The organism is Xanthomarina sp. GH4-25 (assembly GCF_045363175.1).
In the GTDB taxonomy this organism is placed as follows: Bacteria; Bacteroidota; Bacteroidia; order Flavobacteriales; family Flavobacteriaceae; genus Xanthomarina.
This window is the reverse complement of the sequence record NZ_JBJFLO010000004.1, coordinates 103555-123519: the sequence shown is the minus strand read 5'-3', so window position 1 is coordinate 123519 and position 19965 is coordinate 103555. Positions and strand designations below refer to the sequence as shown.

The following is a 19965-nucleotide window of genomic DNA, read 5'->3' as shown; positions in this document are numbered from 1 at the left end:
ACTGAAAAAATAGAATCAATTTTAAAAATCATATATAATCCTATTACTGGTTCAGGATAGTTTTCACTGCTCGTTTTAACTCAGGAATAACCTCCTTCACAAACCAAGGATTCTTAGATAACCAAAACCTATTTCGAGGGCTTGGATGTGGTAACGGCAAATATTTTGGCAAATAGGTTTTGTATTCGGCTACAGTCTCAGTTAAAGTTCGTTTTGCTTTTTCTTTTAAATAATATTTTTGTGAGTACATGCCAATAAGAATAACTAATTCCAAGTTAGGCATTTGGTCTAATAATTTTTGATGCCATTGTGGAGCACATTCTGGTCTTGGAGGTAAATCGCCACTCTTGCCTTTTCCTGGGTAACAAAACCCCATTGGCACTAAAGCTATTTTGGTTTCATCGTAAAAAATTTCTTCAGAGACATTGAGCCAGTTTCTTAATTGTCGACCACTAGGGTCATTCCAGGGAATTCCCGTTTTATGCACACTTGTACCTGGAGCCTGACCAATAATAATTATTTTAGCTTCTGGATGTGCAGACACAATAGGTCTTGGACCAAGAGGTAAATGTTCTTTGCAAATAGTGCATTGCCTAATATCTTTTAACAGATTCTTCACTTTGTTAAGAATGACAATAATTAATTATCCTTTTCAAGGTTTTCCTCCAACAATTATCACAATCTCTCCTTTTGGTGGTTTGTTGGTATAGTGTTTAAGGACTTCTTTAACAGTTCCTCGAATGGTTTCTTCGTAGAGTTTAGTTAATTCGCGAGAGACAGAAACTGGTCTATCTTCACCAAAATACTCGCAAAAATGCGTGAGTGTTTTAATGAGTTTGTGAGGGCTTTCGTAAAAGATAATGGTTCTGGTTTCTTCAGCTAGCAATAACAATCTGGTTTGTCTGCCTTTTTTAACTGGTAAAAAACCTTCGAATACAAATTTATCGTTTGGTAAACCACTATTCACTAAAGCTGGAACAAAGGCTGTGGCTCCAGGAAGGCAATCTACTTCTATATTATTTTCAATACAAGCTCTAGTAAGTAAAAACCCAGGATCTGAAATGGCTGGTGTTCCTGCATCACTAATTAATGCAATTGTGACACCGCTTTTAATTTTATTAATCAACCCTTCAACTGTTTTATGCTCGTTATGCATGTGGTGGGATTGCGATGGTGTGGAAATCTCAAAATGTTTTAACAATTTCCCGGAAGTTCTTGTGTCTTCAGCTAGAATTAAATCGACGTCCTTTAAAACCTCAACAGCTCTAAAAGTCATGTCTTTTAAATTTCCAATGGGAGTAGGAACAATATAAAGTTTACTCATTAATTAAATTTACTTTCTAGAATTTCCATAAAACGTATTTCGAATTCTTCTTTGCCTTTCCAGTTATTATAATCTGGTTTCACCACATTTTGAATAAGATTCTCGGCTTCATTAAAAGAACTACTAGTATTAATTTGTGAAAGAACACGATCGTAATCGGTAGCTTTTCCATCGAATAAATGTTTAATAAACGCTAGTTTATCGTTTAATCCAATATTAAGACCGCCACTTTTAAGTTTATCGTTTAAAGACTTTTTTGCGTCGTTATTTTTATTACCATTTGTTACAGGTTCAAACTCTGGGATTTCTTCAAAACCTGCTGTTATTTCTTCTAAATCGTTTTTATGGTATTGTTTTTTTGGAATCGCTTTTTCAAAAATGGTATCTACATGCTGCGCTTCAATTGGCATTTGGGCTACCATATCTTTAATTTTTTCTATAGCAGGTTCCATGATTTCATCATGCTCTCTATCGTCTAAATTGACATAGGTTCTGTCTTCAAACTCTATGTTATCACTCACTTTGTTATTAAATGCCACATCTAACATATCAAAAAATGAAGAATCGTTACCAATCGTAGGAATATCATCTTCAAAATTCTCTTTAGCAAATTTTAAAACCGTTAATTTTTCGTAAAGTGCAGCAACTTCTTGGTGCATTTTATCAATATTATCTTTTCCTTTTAATTTTAAAATTCTATGAGCAATACTCATTAATTCTGCTTCAAGTTTCTTCTTCATAACTTTTAAAATTTAATCTATTTTATGCTTTTTATTTTTAATAAATTTACGCCACCTTTATACAAAACGAAATTTCGCTTTGTTTTAGTGTTAAAATTACAAAATGTTTCTCGAAAATACAGTAAATCATAAAGAACAATTTGGTTGGATAGAAGTAATCTGTGGTTCCATGTTCTCTGGAAAAACCGAAGAATTGATTCGTAGGCTTAAACGTGCACAATTTGCAAGGCAAAAAGTGGAGATTTTTAAACCAGCAATCGATACTAGATACGACGAAGATATGGTTGTGTCTCACGACTCTAACGAAATTCGTTCAACTCCTGTTCCTGCAGCAGCAAACATTCCTATTCTAGCCGATGGTTGCGATGTCGTTGGAATTGATGAAGCTCAATTTTTCGACGATGAGATTGTTCGAGTTTGTAATGATTTGGCAAATAAAGGCGTTCGTGTTATTGTTGCTGGATTGGATATGGATTTTAAAGGGAATCCATTTGGCCCTATGCCAAATTTAATGGCAACTGCAGAGTATGTTACTAAAGTTCATGCTATTTGCACCCGAACTGGAAATTTAGCCCAATACAGTTACAGGTTATCTAAAAACGACAATTTGGTTTTACTAGGTGAAGTAGATGAATACGAACCATTAAGTCGGGCTGCATATTATAAAGCGATGATGCGTGATAAAGTGAGAAATATGAAAGTGAATGATGCCGAAGAAATCTCTTCAAAATCTGATAAATAGCATGCCTAAAACTCAAGAAACAGTCCTTGAAATAGACTTAAAAGCGCTCCAACATAATTTTGAATATCTTAAATCCAGAATCACTAAAAACACCAAATTATTAGTTGTTGTTAAAGCTTATGCTTATGGCAGTGATGCTCAAGAAATAGCTAACTATTTACAAAATTTTGAAGTAGATTATTTTGCAGTAGCTTATACAAATGAAGGGGTCGCTTTAAGAGATGCTGGCATTACAAAACCTATTCTAGTCTTACACCCACAACCCATAAATTACAAAACCCTTATTGAGCGCTGCCTTGAACCAAGCTTGTACAATTTTAAAAGTTTTAACTCATTTCTTGAGGCTGCTACTTTAGAGAACCAGAAAAATTATCCCATTCATATTAAGTTTAATACAGGTTTAAATAGATTAGGTTTTAATGAGACTGATATTCTAACGATTCATGAAAAACTACTTCAATCAACATCGGTAAAAGTAACATCGATATTCTCTCATTTAGCAGCAAGTGAAGATTTAAACGAAAAAGAATTCACTTTAAATCAAATACAATCTTTTCATTCTATCTCTGAAAAATTTATAGAAACTGTTGGTTATAAACCAATGCTTCATTTATGTAATACGTCTGGAATATTAAATTTTCCAGAAGCCCATTTAGACATGGTTAGAAGTGGCATAGGAATTTATGGTTTTGGAAATTCAGAAAAAGAAAATAAACATTTTAGGCCAATTGCTACTTTAAAATCTGTTATTTCTCAAATACACACCATTGAAAAAGGAGAAACTGTTGGATATAATAGAGCTTTTAAAAGTGACAAATTTATGCGTACAGCAACCATACCTATTGGTCATGCAGATGGTATAGGCAGGCAATATGGAAATGGCAAAGGTTTTGTAACCATAAATGGAAAACCAGCATATATAGTAGGTAATGTATGTATGGACATGATAATGGTTAACGTGACAGATATTGATTGTCAAGAAGGTGATGAAGTGATTGTTTTTGGCAAGCAACCTAATGCATCTCATTTTGCACAAAGTGCCAACACCATTTCGTACGAAATAATTACAGCTATTTCGCAACGTATTAAACGATTGATAATTAAATAGTTTTCTTTTCTATTTTTTTTATTTAAATTAGTCACTTACACTAACTATTAAAAACACTAATTATGTTAAAAGAATTTAAAGAATTTGCCATGAAAGGCAATTTGATTGACATTGCCGTTGGTTTTGTCATGGGAGCTGCATTTAAGGAAGTAGTAACTGCTTTTACAGGAGGTATAGTGTCTCCTTTAATTGGGTTGATATTCAATGCAGACTTTAAAGATTTAAAATACAAATTACAAGATGGAACATTAAACGATGCCGGAGAAATGATAGGAGAAGTTTATTTAGAATACGGAACATTCTTAACTAATGTTATAGATTTTATTATTGTCGCTTTTGTGATGTTTATGGTTGTAAAAGGCGTTAATAAAATGAAGAAAAAAGAAGAGCCAGCACCAGAAGCACCTGCAGGGCCTTCAGATAATGATCTTTTAAAAGAAATTAGAGACGCCTTAAAAAAATAGATTTAAAATTTTATTAGATTAAAAAAACAGCTTCCAATGGAAGCTGTTTTTTTATGCTTTTTTTAGAATGACTACATGATTTAATTTATAAATTTGTCTTATAAATATTTTTCTATGAAAGTTGCAGTAGTTGGAGTCACAGGAATGGTTGGAGAAGTCATGTTAGAAGTCCTAAAAGAACGAAATTTTCCATTAACTGAATTAATTCCAGTTGCCTCCGAAAAATCTGTTGGTAAAATAATTTCTTATAAAAACAAGGATTACAAAGTAGTATCTCTAGCGACAGCAGTTTCTATGAAGCCAGATATTGCCTTGTTTTCAGCAGGAGGCGAAACCTCTATAGAATGGGCTCCAAAATTTGCAGAAATTGGAACGACTGTTATAGATAACTCATCAGCATGGCGAATGGATTTAGACAAGAAATTGGTAGTTCCAGAAATTAATGCCAATTCACTAACGAAATTAGATAAAATTATTGCCAACCCAAATTGCTCGACCATACAAATGGTCATGGCATTAGCACCTTTACATAAAAAATATAAAATTAAGCGAATTGTAGTTTCTACCTATCAATCCATTTCCGGAACTGGTGTAAAAGCCATAAAACAATTGGAAAATGAACTTGCAGGTGTAAAGGGCGAAATGGCTTATCCGTATCCAATTCATAAAAATGCGTTGCCACATTGTGATGTCTTTGAAGAGAATGGTTACACTAAAGAAGAAATGAAATTGGTTCGTGAAACGCAAAAAATTCTAGACGATAAAACCATTTCTATCACAGCCACTGCAGTACGAATCCCTACTTCCGGAGGACATAGTGAAGCTGTGAATGTAGAATTTAAAAATGATTTTGTTGTGTCTGATATTCGTCAACTTTTAAGCAATACTGCTGGTGTTGTAGTGCAAGACAATGTAGATGTTAATATGTATCCCATGCCAATTTATGCTCATGGAAAAGACGATGTTTTTGTAGGAAGAATTAGAAGAGACGAATCACAACCAAACACCTTAAACTTATGGATTGTAAGTGATAATTTAAGAAAAGGTGCTGCCACAAATACCGTTCAAATAGCTGAATATTTAGTAAAAAACAGACTAATTTAAACTCGGATATTTAGATGAATTGCTTTATCAATTTTTAAGAAGTTCATATAAATTTATATACTTATAATCTATTTATTGCTAAATAATTGTATTTTATGTAAATTACACGCTATTTTGTTGGTAAATGATTAAAAAATACTTTTCCCTATTTTCTATTATCTTAACTTGTCTTGGATTTTATTCTTGTGCAGCAGATGATGACTATATTCCAAACCCAACACATCAACCAGAACAAACATCACCTGTAAACTTTAATATTGATGAAGTTCCTTATCAAACGTTATCAGAATATAATTTTTTTGAAGGGGAACTTAAAAATTTAAGTCCTGTTTATGGCGTTTTACCTTTTGAGCTTAGTTCTCCTCTATTTTCAGATTACGCTCTTAAAAAAAGATTTATATGGATGCCAAGTAATGTAAGTGCAAGATATCTCAGCGATGGTGAAATTTTAAATTTCCCAATAGGCACCATTTTAATAAAGAATTTTTATTTTGAAAATGTCCTCCCAAACCAAAATACTCAAATTATAGAAACTCGATTAATGATTAAAAAACCTGAAGGTTGGGTTTTTGCAGAATACATCTGGAATGAAGATCAAAATGAAGCTGATTTCGATTTAAACGGTAGAGATGTTTACATTCAATGGGATGAAAACAGTACTACAAACAGTGTTAATTATAGAGTCCCCTCTGGAGCCGAATGCCATACTTGTCATAAAACAGGAGATGTTTCAATACCTATTGGTCCGAAACCTAGAAATCTTAATAAACTTTACAATTATGATACCGGAACTAAAAACCAACTTCAAAGGTGGTCTGAAATGGGTTATTTAGAAGACACCTACCCAGCCGATATCGAAACTTTACCTAGTTGGGATGATACCTCACAATCATTAAATTTAAGAGCTAGATCATATCTAGATATTAATTGTGCACATTGCCATTCTGAAGAAGCACATTGCGCATACAGACCTATCAGGTTTGATTTTGAATCTACAGCCAATCCTGTAAATTTAGGAATTTGCGTAGAACCAGATACCGAAATTGTTGGAGCAGGATTAACACATATTGTCAACCCTGGATCTTTTGGTAGATCAGTTTTATATTATAGAATGAATTCAGTTGTAGAATCCGAAAGAATGCCACTTTTAGGGAGAACACTTAAACATGAAGAAGGCGTTCTATTAATTAAAGAGTGGATTAACTCATTAACAACACAATGCAATTAACACCCAAAACCATGAAAAAAATTATTTTCCTATTAGCTTTTCTATTTAGTAGCTTTTACTCGATAGCACAAGTATTAAATCAACCTGCTAGTTGGCCCAATACCAATTGGACTCTAGCTGGATCTTTTGATGCAGATCCATTAATATTTACTGGAGATCCAACCGATTCATCTACACATTTTTCTTTTGATGATGATCAAGGTGGTTCTGGATCTATTAATCATGTTGCAGTTCAATCTCCAATAATTAATCTAACAAACGCTTTTAATGCTGGAGAAACAACACTAAAAGTAAATTCAACTTATGTCCTTGATGTTTACACTAATGAAACTATTACCCTTCAATATTGGGATGCTGATGCTGGTAGTTGGATAAATTGGGGCACTCCATTTAGTGAAGATACTTCAGCAACACCACATGTCGATTTTTGTTCAGCTAGTTTTGATCCATTTAGCAGTACCGATCTAAATATTGCCTCTTTCACAAGCACACAATTAACCGGCTTTAGATACCGAATTTATTATAATGATAATGGTTCTTATGGTTGGGGTATGTGCTATGCATCACCTACAATTACCTCTTCAACACCACCTGCTTGTTTACAGGTTTCTAACTTAAATGTAAGTAGCATTACTCATAACTCTGCGAACCTAAGTTGGCAAGCTGGACACAATGAAACCTCTTGGCAAATTGTTGTACAGTTAGCTAGTACTACTCCGCCTAGTTCTGGAACAGGCACAGTTTTAAACAATCCATATCCAGTAACTGGTTTAACTCCAAATACAAATTATAAAGCTTACGTTAGAGCAAATTGTCTTAGTGATGGTTTTAGCGAATGGGTTTCAATTACCTTTACTACAAACGAGGCTCCACCTAATCCTGGAGATTTTGTTTTTATTCTTGACAATAATATTTCCATGAGTGGAACTAGCTACGCTGTTGTAGACATGAATAATGATGGTTTGGACGATTTAATTGCAGCAACTTCTTCAGGAATCAGCATGAACCATCAAACCGGAGGTGGTTTTAATTACACTTATTATGCGGCTGGAACAAGTTATGGACCAGGATGGAGTATTGCTGCTGGAGATATAGATGGTAATGGGTATAACGATTTATTATATGGAGCTACAAACGGCGTTTCTATTGTAAAGGCTAACGACACTGGAACATCGTACATACAATCTAGTCAATCTAGCTCTTATGTATTTTCTCAACGTTCTAATTTTGTAGATATTAATAACGATGGAGATTTAGATGCTTTTGTTTGTCATGATACACAACCAAATGTATATTTTATTAATGATGGAACTGATAATTTAGATAATTTAGACTTCTATCAAGGAGCTTCAGCTGTTGTTCCAAATGGCATAGGAATGCATCCAAATGGCGGGAATTATGGTACTGTTTGGATTGATTACGATAACGATAGAGATATTGACATGTTTATAGCCAAGTGTCGTGGTGGTAACGTAACCCATAAAATTAACGAATTATGGCGAAATGATGGAAATGGCGTTTTTGTAAATGTAGCTACAAGTGCAAATCTTGCAGATCCAGTTCAAACATGGTCCTCTGCATGGGCAGATTTTGATAATGATGGAGATATGGATGTGTATGTTGGAGCAAGTTCAAATTCAGATGGTTCGCATAAATACATGTTAAATAATGGTGATGGTACATTTACCGATGCTACTGCTTCTGCAAATGTTAGTGGTGCTCCTTTTGGAATTGAAAATGCTCCTGGAGATTTTAATAATGATGGCTATGTAGACATACTATCTAATGGTAGAATATTACTAAATAATGGAGACAATTCTTTTACAGTAGTTTCAACAGATATGCCACCAAGTGGTGCTATTGGAGATGTTGATGGAGACGGCTTTTTAGATGTTTTTAATGGGAGCCTTTATAAAAATAATGGTGGAAACGGAAACAACTACATCATGATTCGTACGCAAGGAGTTCAAAGTAATTATAATGGCATTGGAGCAAGAATTGAAATTCATACAGATTCTGGAACACAAATTAGAGATGTAAGAAGTGGTGAAGGTTTTGAATATATGAGTTCGTTAAACGTTCATTTTGGATTAGGTACAGATACCGAAATTAATAATCTAGTTATTTACTGGCCGTCTGGAGTTGTAGATAATTTTCTAAACCCTAATATAAATATGCTTCATACATTTATTGAAGGCCAAACAATTTCTATTAAAGACGAAACACTTTCAGACCTCGTTATGTATCCTAACCCAACTGAAAATGTACTTAATTTTACAACCTCAACAGATATTTCAAATAAAGTAGCAACTGTATTCGATATTACTGGAAAGAAAATTTTTAGTTCTAAACTTCTAAATAATTCTATAAATGTATCGCAACTTAAAACTGGTGTGTACTTTGTTAGATTGGAAGAAAAAGGTAAAATAATTAATAAAAAGTTTATTAAAAAATAATTTGAATTATGAATTATAAAAGTCACTTTTTAGAGTGACTTTTTTTTTGATATAACCTATTTGGAAAGGTTTTTGCGTATTTATAAATATACTTTGTAAATTACATAATACGGATTTATGACTAAGAACCACATACAACATTTATATTCTCGGGCAGGTTTTGGTATTCAACCAAATCTACTTGAAGAACTTTCTACAAAACGTAGAGAAGAGATTGTGTCTGATCTTTTGAATCAATCAAAAAACTTTAATCCGTTATTAATAAACACTGCAGAATTTGACACACTCACCTTTAATGAGTTTAATAAAACAAACAAAATACATAGAGCCTATATTGAAAAAAGCAAATTATTGATTAAAGAACTTAATCGTGCTTGGATTCATAAAATTTCCAATTCTAAAGAAATACTTCGTGAAAAGATGACCTTATTCTGGGCAAATCATTTTTCGTGTCAAGACAGATTTATCTTATATATTCAAAAATATAACAACACACTTCGTTATTATGCTCTTGGAAATTTTAAAGATTTTGTAAAAGCCATTTCTAAAGAACCTTCAATGATTACTTATCTTGATTTGAAACAAAATAAAAAAGGAAAACCTAATGAAAATTTTGCAAGAGAGCTTTTAGAGTTATTTACTTTAGGTGTTGGTAATTATTCTGAAGAAGACATTAAAGAAATTACAAAAGCTTTTACAGGATATGATTATGATTTTGAAGGGAATTTTATTTTTAAGGAAGAGAACCATAATGATGACTTTAAATACGTTTTTGGAAAAGCAGGACATTATGATGGAGATGACATTATTGATTTAATATTTGAAAAAAAACAATGTGCTAGGTTTATTTGTACTAAGCTATATCGCTACTTTGTAAATGATGCTATAAATGAAGACCATATAGAAGAGATGACGAACGTTTTCTTTCCAAATTATCAAATTGAACCTGTTTTACTATTTATGTTTTCTCAAGATTGGTTTTATAATCCAGGACATATTGGTAATAAAATAAAATCGCCTGTCGAGCTAATAGCTGGCATTTCTCAAACAATTCCCTTAACTTTTAAGGATACAAAACAGTTACTTAGCATTCAAAGAATGTTAGGACAAATGCTTTTATATCCACCAAATGTCGCTGGTTGGAAAGGTGGAAAAAGTTGGATTGATAGTAATACCATGATGACGCGTTTAAAACTACCTTCATTTTTAGTATCAGACGGAAAAATTTCTACTAAAGAAAAAGGCGAATTTCATGATACTTACAAAAAATATTACGAAAACAGGAAAGGAGAAAACGTTGCAAAAGCGTCAGCAAATTGGGAAGTTTTCAATAAAAACTATCAAAATATTGACATAGAAGCATTGCCTAATTATTTATTGCAATGCCCTATCAACCAAAACACCAAAGATTATTTAAATAGCTTAAGTAAAAAAAGCAAACGAGACTATTGTGTTCAACTTATGTCTTTGCCAGAATATCAAATGTGTTAAAAATGGATAGAAGAAAATTTATAAAAAACTCATCATTAGCTAGTAGCTTGTTTTTTGTACCAAGCTTTGTTAAAGCTTTTAGTGATGTTATTACTTCTAAAACAGGTTATAAACGCTTAGTTATCATTCAGCTTTCAGGTGGTAACGATGGCTTGAATACGCTTATTCCTTTTAGAAACGATGTTTATTATAAAGCAAGGCCAACCATTGGTATAAAAAAAGAAAACTTAATAAACTTAAACAATGAATTAGGCTTACATTCCAGTTTGCTTCCTTTAAAAAAACTATACGACCAAGGATATGTTTCCATAATTAATAATGTAGGTTATCCAAACCCTAACAGATCGCATTTTAGAGCTACAGATATTTGGCAAACGGCAAGTCATTCCAATCAGTATTTACAAAGTGGATGGATCGGTAGATATTTAGACAACTTCAATCAGAATCCCTATGCGGCAATCGAGATAGACGAAAGTCTTTCTTTAGCTTTAAAAGGAGAAGTTCAAAATGGTATGGCTGTTAAAAGCCCAAATACTTTATACAAAACAACGCAAGACCCTTATTTAAAAAAAGTTGTAGAACATTATGAAGAGTCGCATTTAAGCGAACATAATCTAGGGTATTTATACAAAACCATGATAGACACGGAGAATTCTGCTAAGTATATTTTTGAAACTAGCAAAACGGTTACTCCTTCTCAAAATTATCCTAATAATGGGTTTTCAAAACAGTTAAGAACCACTGCCCAATTTATAAATTCAGGGTTAAAAACTAGAGTTTTTTATGCTTCACTAAATGGTTTCGATACACATGTAAATCAGATGAACGTTCATAAAAGACATTTAAAAACGTATGCAGATGGCATTGATGCTTTTGTAAAAGATTTGCAATCTAAAAACACATTCAACGACACGTTAATTTTAACTTTTTCTGAATTTGGTCGTCGTGTTAAACAAAATCGTGGGAATGGAACAGATCATGGTTCTGCAAACACTCTTTTTATCATAGGCGGAAATTTAAAAAAACCCGGAGTTTACAATGAAATGGGCAGTTTAGAAGATTTAGATGATAATGGAGATGTTAAATTTGAAATAGACTTTAGAAATGTTTATGCAACGGTTTTAAAGCAATGGCTTCACGTAGAAGATAATGTTGTGTTAAATCAATCTTTTAATCAATTAGACTTTATATAAAACCTTGCTCTCAAACACAAGTAGTGCTTAAGAAACAAGGTTATAATGATAATTGATTAATAGCAACACAAAAATATTAAAAAAGTAAACACCTTAAAAAATTATGTGACGATTGGTAACGTTTATTGTACAGTTGGTAGTGATATGCGTATAAATGTCTTTTAACTATACTTCACTTTTCTCAAAATCCGAATCGATTCTTTGTAAAGCTTGTAAATTTCTTCACTATAATCTTTTAAAAAAGGTTTTGCTTCATGAAGTTTATCTATGGCTTCATGAAACAGATTTAAATAACAAATAAGATAGGTGGCGGGAAGATTTTTTAGATCTTCTGTTTCATTTTTATTTAGTGTTAATCCTTTTTTTAGCTTTTCTAAAATCGCATTATTGGCATTATAAATATGATGAAGGACTTTTTTATCAAACTGTGGTGCTTCAAAAATTAAAGTTGTTTCAATAAGATAATTGACGTTATTAGAAAAATGAATAACCGTTTCTTCTAAGGGATAATATTTATAAGAATTTTGAAGTCCTAGATTCACAAATTCAATAATTTTAAAAGAATCTTCATCAAAAGAAATCGAAACCTCATCAAGTGTAGAATAAAATAAACGTACTTGCTCGTTTATTAATTTAATGTCCACTCTAGAATAAAATACTTCGTCTTTTACAACCTTTTTAAGTCCTGACCAGCACAGTACAAAATACTCTTTAAACACTTTATATTTTGGATTGAAATCTTTTCTTGTATTTAAAAAGTCGAAAACACCGTCAAGAGTATGTTCCATATTATTTTGTGAATGATTTTCAATGGCTGAAACTATTTCAGAATTAACATCTTTAATTTCAATATCAAACACTTTTGGCATACTCATGCTTCCATCTCTAAAAAAGACAGAACCTCCATAATATTTCCAAATATTTTTTCGAAGAGATGTAATTTTTTCAATTGATCTAATGGTTACTAAACCAACAACCTTATCTTCTGGTAAATGTGGAAACGGAATATTTTCGTATTGAACAATAGGTGGATGTGTTAAATACGCATTAATCAAATTTTGGATTTTACTGTCATCAAAAAAATCGACTCCAACAATGTTGTTGTCTTCATCTTCTACTCCAATGACGATGTATGAATTGTTTTTAGGATTACTATTTGAAAGTGCACATACATGTTTTAAAAACTTTGCTTTTCCTTCTTTTTGGCTGATATCAATTTTTCGCTTTTTATCATAAAAACTATTCTCATCATTATGAGCTAATAGGTTTTTAATAAGTAGGCGTTTATTAATCATGATAATTTCCTGCAAAGGCAGAATCTTTTAATTTAGAAATTCTTTTTAACAATAGTAGACGAAGCTTGAGCTGTTGGAAACACTAATAAATCTGCAATATTTACATGTGGAGGACGCGTAATAGCAAAATATATAATTTCTGCTATGTCTTGAGGCTGTAAAGCTTTATAACCTTTATAAACATTATCTGCAATGGCATCACCTTTAAAACGTACCTGAGAGAATTCGGTTTCAACCAAACCAGGATTAATGGCACACACTTTTATTCCAAAATCGTTTAAATCTATTCGCATGCCTTCAGTAATAGCTAAAACGGCATGTTTGCTAGCGCAATACACATTTCCTTTAGGATACACTTCTTTTCCTGCCGAAGAACCTATATTAATAACATGTCCTGTTTTGCGTTCTATCATTTGTGGAATTACAGCTTTACTTACATAAAGTAATCCTTTTACATTTATATCCATCATGGCATCCCAATCGTCTGTATTTCCAGTTTGTATTGGGTCAAGTCCATGTGCATTTCCAGCATTGTTAATTAAAATATCGATATTTTTAAAAGGCTTTGGAAGAGAAGCAATTGCAGATAGAGTTTCTACTTTACTTCTAATGTCAAAATTTAAAATATGAACATCTGTTTGTTTCTTTAAAGCTTTTTGAATGGTTTCCAGCCGTTCTTGTCGTCTTCCACATAAAATTAAATGAATTCCATGATTGGCAAATTCATGAGCTGTTGCTCGTCCTATACCACTTGTTGCTCCTGTAATTAAAGCTATTTTTTTCATAGAAAAATTATATATATTGTTGTTTTAAGAGATCTCTTTTTAACGAAACTTTAAAACTATAAAAGATAATAGTCTTAAAGTTATCTAAACTTGTTAATTTTTAACCAATTATTAACAACAAAACAGCAAAAATTTTAACAATTTGCAGAGCTCAAATAAGGATACCATATTTGTGTGTTTTAAAAATTAAAAAATGATGGAAGATACTAGTACAATTGATATTAAATCAATTAACGAGAAGATTGAAAAAGAAAGTGCTTTTGTAGATTTACTTACATTAGAAATGAATAAAGTAATTGTTGGTCAAAAACACATGGTCGAAAGATTACTTATTGGATTACTAGGACAAGGACATATATTATTAGAAGGTGTTCCTGGACTTGCAAAAACATTAGCTATTAACACACTTTCTCAGGCTGTGGATGGAAGCTTTAGCAGAATTCAATTTACACCAGATTTACTTCCTGCCGATGTTGTTGGAACCTTAATCTACAACATGAAGCAAAACGATTTTACAATAAAAAAAGGACCCATATTTGCAAATTTTGTCTTAGCAGATGAGATTAACCGAGCGCCAGCTAAAGTACAATCTGCTTTACTGGAAGCCATGCAGGAAAAACAAGTAACCATTGGGGACGAGACTTTTATTCTGGATAAACCATTCTTAGTTATGGCTACCATGAATCCAGTAGAGCAAGAAGGAACCTATCCGTTACCAGAAGCTCAAGTGGACCGTTTTATGCTTAAAACAGTCATCGACTACCCTAAAATGGAAGACGAACAATTAATTGTAAGAGCAAATTTAAAAGGCGCATTCGAAAAAGTAAATCCAGTTATTTCCGTACAACAAATTCTAAATGCCCAAAAAGCTGTTAGAGAAGTTTATATGGATGAAAAAATAGAAAAATACATTCTTGATATCGTATTTGCTACACGTTATCCAGAAAGATATAAACTTGCCGATTTAAAACCGTTAATTTCGTTTGGTGCATCGCCACGTGGAAGCATCAATCTAGCAACAGCAGCAAAATGTTATGCGTTTATTAAGCGTCGTGGCTATGTTATTCCAGAAGATGTTCGGGCCATTGTTCACGATGTCTTAAGACATAGAATTGGAATTACTTACGAAGCTGAAGCAGAAAATATCACTTCCGAAGATATCATCAACAAAATTGTAAACGAGATTGAAGTACCATAAAAAGAGTTTTAAGTATTCAATTACAGTTAGCAGTTGCTTACTCATAATTGAATACTTAAAAGAAAAATTGACGGTTTATTGATAACTGAATACTGCGACTGAAAACTGTTTACTGAATAGATGGATACTAAAGAATTATTAAAAAAAGTACGAAAAATAGAGATTAAGACACGTCGTTTGTCTGATCATATTTTTGGAGGTGAGTATCATTCCACCTTCAAAGGTCGTGGTATGACTTTTTCTGAAGTAAGACAGTATCAATATGGAGACGACGTTAGAAACATCGATTGGAATGTAACTGCTCGATACAACGAACCACACATAAAAGTATTTGAAGAAGAACGCGAATTAACCATGATGCTTATGGCAGATGTTTCAGGCTCAGAATTGTTTGGTACTGAAACGCAATTTAAAAATGAAATTGTAACTGAAATAGCCGCTACTCTAGCATTTTCTGCCACTCAAAATAATGATAAGATTGGGTTGATTCTATTTTCAGATGAGATTGAATTATACATTCCACCTAAAAAAGGACGCTCTCATGTGCTCCGAATTATTCGAGAACTTATTGAGTTTAATCCAAAAAGCAAACAAACAAATATTGCTGAAGCTTTAAAGTTCTTATCGAATGTCATGAAGAAAAAGGCCATTGTATTTATGTTGAGTGATTTTATTGCCGACGATTATAAACAAACGCTTAAAATTGCCTCAAACCGTCACGATGTAACTGGTATTCGAATTTATGATAAACACGAAGCCGAAATTCCAAACCTTGGAATGGTTCAAATGCAAGATGCAGAAACTGGTGAGTATATGCTGGTTAATACATCTTCTAAATCTGTAAGACGTAATTATAGCAAGTTTTATAACGATAAAGTGGCTTACTTTAAAGATAGTTTTACAAAATCTGGAGCAGGAAGTATTGACTGTCGTGTAGATGAAAGTTACGTTAAAAAATTACTAGGCTATTTTAAACAAAGAGGATAAATGAATTACGAATTAAACCATAAGACAATTTTTAAGAGCAGTATGTTACTGTCTTTTTTCTTTTGCCTATTTTCTTCTATCAGTTTTTCTCAGCAATTAGCTTCGTCTATAGACTCTACCAAAATAAAAATAGGAGAACAAATAACTTATAGAATAGAAATTGAAACAGATACAACAGACTTAGTCGTTTTTCCTGAAGGTCAAACATTTTCTCCTCTAGAAATGATTGAATCTTACAAAATAGATACCACAAAAAAAGATGCCAAGTTTAAACTTATTAAAAAATATGGTTTAACACAATTCGATTCTGGTAACTACACCATTCCAAGACAAAAAATTCTAATTGGAGATAAAACATTTTTTACAGACTCTTTAAAAGTCTTTGTAAACAACATAGCTATAGATACCACTAAACAAGGCTTGTACGATATTAAGCCCATTATTAGTGTAGAAAAAAGCGCAAGTAATTGGTGGAAAACTCTCCTAATTATTTTAGCAGTAGTTAGTATTGTTGGTGGTTTAATCTATTGGTTTGTTTGGCGTAAAAAACCATTGACTAAAGAAGAAGAAATAGCTTTACTACCTCCTTATGAAAGAGCCAAATTAGCATTAAAACACCTGGATGAAAGTCATTATTTAGAACATTCAGAGTTAAAAGAGTACTATTCAGAATTAACCTTCATTATTAGAAAATACTTAGACGAGAAAGTGTACAATCGTGCTCTAGAAAGCACAACAGATGAGCTAATCTACAGATTAAACCTACTAAAAGATGGTAATCAAATAGATATTTCTAAAGAGGATATTAAGAATTTAGAAAGCATTTTAAAACGTGCCGATTTGGTGAAATTTGCTAAATCTGCTCCAGATATAGAATTAGCTAAATTAGATAGGAATACCATCGATTTAGAAATTGATAACGTTAAAGAAGCATTACCAGAACCAACAGAAGAAGAAAAACTTCTAAACCAACAATATAAAGAAGCACAGGCCCGAAAAAAGAAACGCAGAAAGAAGCTTATTACTGGTGTTGCTATTCTAGGGTTACTAATAGCTATTTTTATTGGTTTTGGTTTGAAATATGGCTTCACTTATGTTAAAGACACACTAATTGGTCATGACAGTAAAGAACTACTTGAAGGAGACTGGGTAAGAAGTGAATATGGAGTGCCTCCAATTGAAATTTCTACACCTAAAGTTTTAAAGAGAAATAACCCTTCAGCTCCAAAAGATATAAGCTCACAAATACAAACAACAGCGTTCAACTATGGAACTATTCAAGATGAATTATATATTTCATTAAGCACAACAACTTTTCCAAAACAAGCCGAAGGTGAAGAGAAAGAAAAAATTGATCCAATTGTAATTGCTGAAGAAAGTATTTCTAAACTAGAAAAAGAAGGCATTGTAGATATTTTTGTGAAGCAAGAAAAATTTGCTACACCAAATGGTGCAGAAGGCTTAAAAACATTTGGAACTTTAAAAGTACCCGTTTTAAATTCAGATAAGTATCATGAAAGACATTATGTATTGCTTCAGTTTATTTCAGATTCTTCTGAAGTATTGCAACAAATCATGATTACTTGGGACATGGATGACACCTATACGAATCGTATTTCGGAAAGAATAATTAGTTCTATTGAACTTAAAAAAGCAGCACAATAATGTTTGAAGGCATTGAATTTTTAAATAAGGAGTATTTCTGGTTGTATTTACTACTTCCTCTAGCTGTTGTATGGTATTTATTTAAATTTAAAAAACAAACAGCCGAACTAAAAATCTCTAGTCTTAAAGGGTTTAAAACTGGAAATTCATTTCTTCCAAAATTAAAACATGCTCTTTTTGTTTTACGTCTATTGGTTTTAGGGTTATTAATAACAGCTTTAGCAAGACCAAGAACGGTAGATGTGTCCACAAAAACCAAAACAACCCGAGGTATCGATATTGTTATGGCCATAGATGTATCGGCAAGTATGTTAGCAAAAGATTTAAAACCTAACAGATTAGAAGCGTTAAAACAAGTTGCTGCACAATTTATTAAAGAACGACCTAACGATAGAATTGGACTGGTAGAATACGCAGGAGAGAGTTACACAAAAACACCTATTACTAGCGATAAAGCCATAGTATTACGCTCTTTAGAAAGCATTAAATACAACACAATTATTACTGGAGGAACAGCAATTGGAATGGGGTTAGCCACATCCGTAAACCGGTTAAAAGACAGTAAAGCAAAAAGTAAAATAATTATTCTTTTAACAGATGGAGTTAATAATTCTGGATTTATCGACCCTAAAATTGCTAGCGAATTAGCCGTTGAATATGGTATTAAAACATATACCATTGGATTAGGAACAAATGGAATGGCATTGACACCAATGGCTCTTTTACCCAATGGAAATTTTCAATATGGTCGTGCACAGGTAGAAATAGATGAAGATTTACTAAAAGAAATTGCCGAGGTTACTGGAGGGAAATATTTTAGAGCAACAAATAACAAAAAGCTCGCTGAAATTTACGAAGAGATTAACAAGCTTGAAAAAACAGATATAGAAGAATTTAAATATTATAATTACGAAGAGAAATACAGACCTCTAGTGTTACTAGCTGGCATGTTTTTACTTTTTGAATTACTCTTAAGGTTTACCATTTTCAGGAGTTTTATATAAAGCTTTTGTCATTTCCTAATAGAAAGAAATTTCAAGAAGAAGCTAAGAGAATAGAACACAGTATAAAGACAGAGTTTATAAAATGTATCAATTAGAAGAAAAAATATGGTTTTGGGTTTTAGCTGTTATTCCTGTAATAATGGTACTTTTTTTGGTGCTTCAACTATGGAAACGCCATGCAAGAAATAAATTTGCAGACAAAGAATTATTAAGAAAACTAAGTCCAAATCAATCTCTTTTTAAATCTGTATTAAAACTCATTGTATTGAGTTTAGCAATAGCGTCTTTAGCCATCGCATTGGTAAATCCAAAGGTAGGAACAAAGCTTGAGACAGTGAAACGCGAAGGTGTCGATATTGTTTTTGCAGTAGATGTGTCTAAAAGTATGCTAGCTGAAGATATTGCGCCAAACAGATTAGAAAAATCAAAACAACTAGTCACTCAAATAATCAATAACCTAGCAAGTGACCGGGTTGGAATTATTGCTTATGCAGGAAAAGCCTTTCCACAATTACCTATTACAACAGATTATGCATCGGCAAAAATGTTTTTACAAAACATGAATACAGACATGCTATCGTCTCAAGGAACTGCTATTAACGAAGCCATTGAATTAGCAAAAACGTATTACGACGACGACGAGCAAACCAATCGTGTTTTAATCATTCTTTCAGATGGCGAAGACCATAGTGAAAAAGCTGAAAAAGTAGCCAAAGAAGCTAGCGATGAAGGTATAAGAATTTTTACTATTGGAGTTGGAAATACTAAGGGAGGACCAATTCCAATTAAAAAAAATGGCATTGTTTTAAATTATAAAAAAGATAACAATGGTGAAACCGTAATAACGCGTTTAGATGAAGAAACACTTAAAGCTATTGCAAAAGGGGCTAATGGTGCCTATATAAATGGAAGCAATACAAACGAAGTTGTAGAAAGCATTAGAGACATCCTAAATAAAATGGATAAAAAAGAATTTGAAGCCAAACAATTTGCCGATTTTAAAGATCAGTTTCAATGGTTTCTGGTGTTTGCAATCGCGTTTTTATTCTTGGATATCTTTTTATTGGAACGAAAAACGGCTTGGTTAAAAAAACTAAATTTATTTAACGAAAATTTTTAATAGCATCAAACTCCTCTAGTTTATAAAGTCAAATTTTATAAAACCTTTAACTATCAGTCAT

The 19965-nt window shown here is 32.3% G+C and carries 18 protein-coding genes; 13 read left to right on the top strand and 5 right to left on the bottom strand.

Annotated features, from left to right (window positions below; genetic code table 11):
• Positions 1-43: 43 nt before the first annotated feature.
• The 3 genes from ACI5KZ_RS06930 to ACI5KZ_RS06920 are packed head-to-tail and all read right to left on the bottom strand — an operon-like array spanning position 44 to position 2064.
• Positions 44-619, bottom strand: coding sequence for a uracil-DNA glycosylase family protein (locus ACI5KZ_RS06930; protein WP_406847291.1), 576 nt, complete (start codon positions 617-619; stop codon positions 44-46).
• A 33-nt stretch (positions 620-652) separates the two neighbouring features.
• A complete protein-coding gene (gene rsmI / locus ACI5KZ_RS06925; RefSeq protein WP_109308258.1) occupies positions 653-1324 on the bottom strand; it encodes a 16S rRNA (cytidine(1402)-2'-O)-methyltransferase in 672 nt (223 codons plus the stop codon).
• A complete protein-coding gene (locus ACI5KZ_RS06920; RefSeq protein WP_406847290.1) occupies positions 1324-2064 on the bottom strand; it encodes a hypothetical protein in 741 nt (246 codons plus the stop codon). The genes rsmI and ACI5KZ_RS06920 overlap by 1 nt, the downstream gene beginning before the upstream one ends.
• Before the next feature lie 103 nt (positions 2065-2167).
• On the opposite strand from ACI5KZ_RS06920, the gene ACI5KZ_RS06915 reads away from it, so the two are divergent.
• The 8 genes from ACI5KZ_RS06915 (at position 2168) to ACI5KZ_RS06880 (ending at position 11850) form a co-directional block, all read left to right on the top strand.
• A complete protein-coding gene (locus ACI5KZ_RS06915) occupies positions 2168-2806 on the top strand; it encodes a thymidine kinase (RefSeq protein WP_109308256.1) in 639 nt (212 codons plus the stop codon).
• A 1-nt stretch (position 2807) separates the two neighbouring features.
• The gene (gene alr / locus ACI5KZ_RS06910; RefSeq protein WP_406847289.1) at positions 2808-3914 is read left to right on the top strand and encodes an alanine racemase; all 1107 of its coding nucleotides are present in this window, start codon (positions 2808-2810) and stop codon (positions 3912-3914) included.
• A gap of 62 nt (positions 3915-3976) precedes the next feature.
• Positions 3977-4378: a large-conductance mechanosensitive channel protein MscL gene (gene mscL, locus ACI5KZ_RS06905; RefSeq protein ID WP_109308254.1), complete on the top strand. Its 402-nt coding sequence runs from the start codon at positions 3977-3979 to the stop codon at positions 4376-4378.
• A gap of 114 nt (positions 4379-4492) precedes the next feature.
• Entirely contained in the window at positions 4493-5482 is a 990-nt protein-coding gene (locus ACI5KZ_RS06900) for an aspartate-semialdehyde dehydrogenase (protein ID WP_109308253.1), read from the top strand.
• 124 nt (positions 5483-5606) lie between these two features.
• Positions 5607-6710: a hypothetical protein gene (locus ACI5KZ_RS06895; protein WP_109308252.1), complete on the top strand. Its 1104-nt coding sequence runs from the start codon at positions 5607-5609 to the stop codon at positions 6708-6710.
• Positions 6711-6721: 11 nt separating this feature from the next.
• Positions 6722-9166 carry an FG-GAP-like repeat-containing protein gene (locus ACI5KZ_RS06890; protein WP_109308710.1) on the top strand — a complete coding sequence of 815 codons (2445 nt, stop codon included), beginning with the start codon at positions 6722-6724 and terminating at the stop codon, positions 9164-9166.
• Between the two features lie 117 nt (positions 9167-9283).
• Complete coding sequence (locus ACI5KZ_RS06885; RefSeq protein WP_406847288.1) at positions 9284-10657, top strand: DUF1800 family protein; 1374 nt, start codon at positions 9284-9286, stop codon at positions 10655-10657.
• A gap of 2 nt (positions 10658-10659) precedes the next feature.
• Positions 10660-11850 (top strand): DUF1501 domain-containing protein, encoded by a 1191-nt coding sequence (locus tag ACI5KZ_RS06880; protein WP_406847287.1) that lies wholly within the window; start codon positions 10660-10662, stop codon positions 11848-11850.
• Positions 11851-12011: 161 nt separating this feature from the next.
• Here ACI5KZ_RS06880 and ACI5KZ_RS06875 read toward each other — a convergent pair whose 3' ends face one another.
• Entirely contained in the window at positions 12012-13145 is a 1134-nt protein-coding gene (locus tag ACI5KZ_RS06875; RefSeq protein WP_109308249.1) for an ATP-binding protein, read from the bottom strand.
• A 32-nt stretch (positions 13146-13177) separates the two neighbouring features.
• Positions 13178-13930 (bottom strand): SDR family NAD(P)-dependent oxidoreductase, encoded by a 753-nt coding sequence (locus ACI5KZ_RS06870; RefSeq protein WP_406847286.1) that lies wholly within the window; start codon positions 13928-13930, stop codon positions 13178-13180.
• Between the two features lie 196 nt (positions 13931-14126).
• Here ACI5KZ_RS06870 and ACI5KZ_RS06865 point away from each other — a divergent pair, with 196 nt between their 5' ends.
• The 5 genes from ACI5KZ_RS06865 to ACI5KZ_RS06845 all read left to right on the top strand — a co-directional run bounded on the left by ACI5KZ_RS06865 (position 14127) and on the right by ACI5KZ_RS06845 (position 19904).
• The gene (locus ACI5KZ_RS06865; RefSeq protein WP_109308247.1) at positions 14127-15128 is read left to right on the top strand and encodes a MoxR family ATPase; all 1002 of its coding nucleotides are present in this window, start codon (positions 14127-14129) and stop codon (positions 15126-15128) included.
• A gap of 120 nt (positions 15129-15248) precedes the next feature.
• On the top strand, positions 15249-16115 hold the full coding sequence (locus ACI5KZ_RS06860) for a DUF58 domain-containing protein (RefSeq protein WP_109308246.1): 867 nt from the start codon (positions 15249-15251) through the stop codon (positions 16113-16115).
• Positions 16116-17780 carry a hypothetical protein gene (locus ACI5KZ_RS06855; RefSeq protein ID WP_406847285.1) on the top strand — a complete coding sequence of 555 codons (1665 nt, stop codon included), beginning with the start codon at positions 16116-16118 and terminating at the stop codon, positions 17778-17780.
• Positions 17780-18784 (top strand): VWA domain-containing protein, encoded by a 1005-nt coding sequence (locus ACI5KZ_RS06850; protein WP_109308244.1) that lies wholly within the window; start codon positions 17780-17782, stop codon positions 18782-18784. The genes ACI5KZ_RS06855 and ACI5KZ_RS06850 overlap by 1 nt, the downstream gene beginning before the upstream one ends.
• An 82-nt stretch (positions 18785-18866) precedes the next feature.
• Positions 18867-19904, top strand: coding sequence for a VWA domain-containing protein (locus ACI5KZ_RS06845; RefSeq protein ID WP_109308243.1), 1038 nt, complete (start codon positions 18867-18869; stop codon positions 19902-19904).
• Positions 19905-19965: the final 61 nt, after the last annotated feature.

Coding starts and splice junctions, on each gene's coding strand:
- ACI5KZ_RS06880 (WP_406847287.1), top strand. CDS start 10,660: ATGGATAGAAGAAAATTTATAAAAAACTCATCATTAGCTAGTAGCTTG.
- ACI5KZ_RS06890 (WP_109308710.1), top strand. CDS start 6,722: ATGAAAAAAATTATTTTCCTATTAGCTTTTCTATTTAGTAGCTTTTAC.
- ACI5KZ_RS06885 (WP_406847288.1), top strand. CDS start 9,284: ATGACTAAGAACCACATACAACATTTATATTCTCGGGCAGGTTTTGGT.
- ACI5KZ_RS06850 (WP_109308244.1), top strand. CDS start 17,780: ATGTTTGAAGGCATTGAATTTTTAAATAAGGAGTATTTCTGGTTGTAT.
- ACI5KZ_RS06920 (WP_406847290.1), bottom strand. CDS start 2,064: ATGAAGAAGAAACTTGAAGCAGAATTAATGAGTATTGCTCATAGAATT.
- ACI5KZ_RS06865 (WP_109308247.1), top strand. CDS start 14,127: ATGGAAGATACTAGTACAATTGATATTAAATCAATTAACGAGAAGATT.
- ACI5KZ_RS06895 (WP_109308252.1), top strand. CDS start 5,607: ATGATTAAAAAATACTTTTCCCTATTTTCTATTATCTTAACTTGTCTT.
- ACI5KZ_RS06915 (WP_109308256.1), top strand. CDS start 2,168: ATGTTTCTCGAAAATACAGTAAATCATAAAGAACAATTTGGTTGGATA.
- ACI5KZ_RS06875 (WP_109308249.1), bottom strand. CDS start 13,145: ATGATTAATAAACGCCTACTTATTAAAAACCTATTAGCTCATAATGAT.
- rsmI (WP_109308258.1), bottom strand. CDS start 1,324: ATGAGTAAACTTTATATTGTTCCTACTCCCATTGGAAATTTAAAAGAC.
- mscL (WP_109308254.1), top strand. CDS start 3,977: ATGTTAAAAGAATTTAAAGAATTTGCCATGAAAGGCAATTTGATTGAC.
- ACI5KZ_RS06845 (WP_109308243.1), top strand. CDS start 18,867: ATGTATCAATTAGAAGAAAAAATATGGTTTTGGGTTTTAGCTGTTATT.
- ACI5KZ_RS06855 (WP_406847285.1), top strand. CDS start 16,116: ATGAATTACGAATTAAACCATAAGACAATTTTTAAGAGCAGTATGTTA.
- alr (WP_406847289.1), top strand. CDS start 2,808: ATGCCTAAAACTCAAGAAACAGTCCTTGAAATAGACTTAAAAGCGCTC.
- ACI5KZ_RS06900 (WP_109308253.1), top strand. CDS start 4,493: ATGAAAGTTGCAGTAGTTGGAGTCACAGGAATGGTTGGAGAAGTCATG.
- ACI5KZ_RS06860 (WP_109308246.1), top strand. CDS start 15,249: ATGGATACTAAAGAATTATTAAAAAAAGTACGAAAAATAGAGATTAAG.
- ACI5KZ_RS06870 (WP_406847286.1), bottom strand. CDS start 13,930: ATGAAAAAAATAGCTTTAATTACAGGAGCAACAAGTGGTATAGGACGA.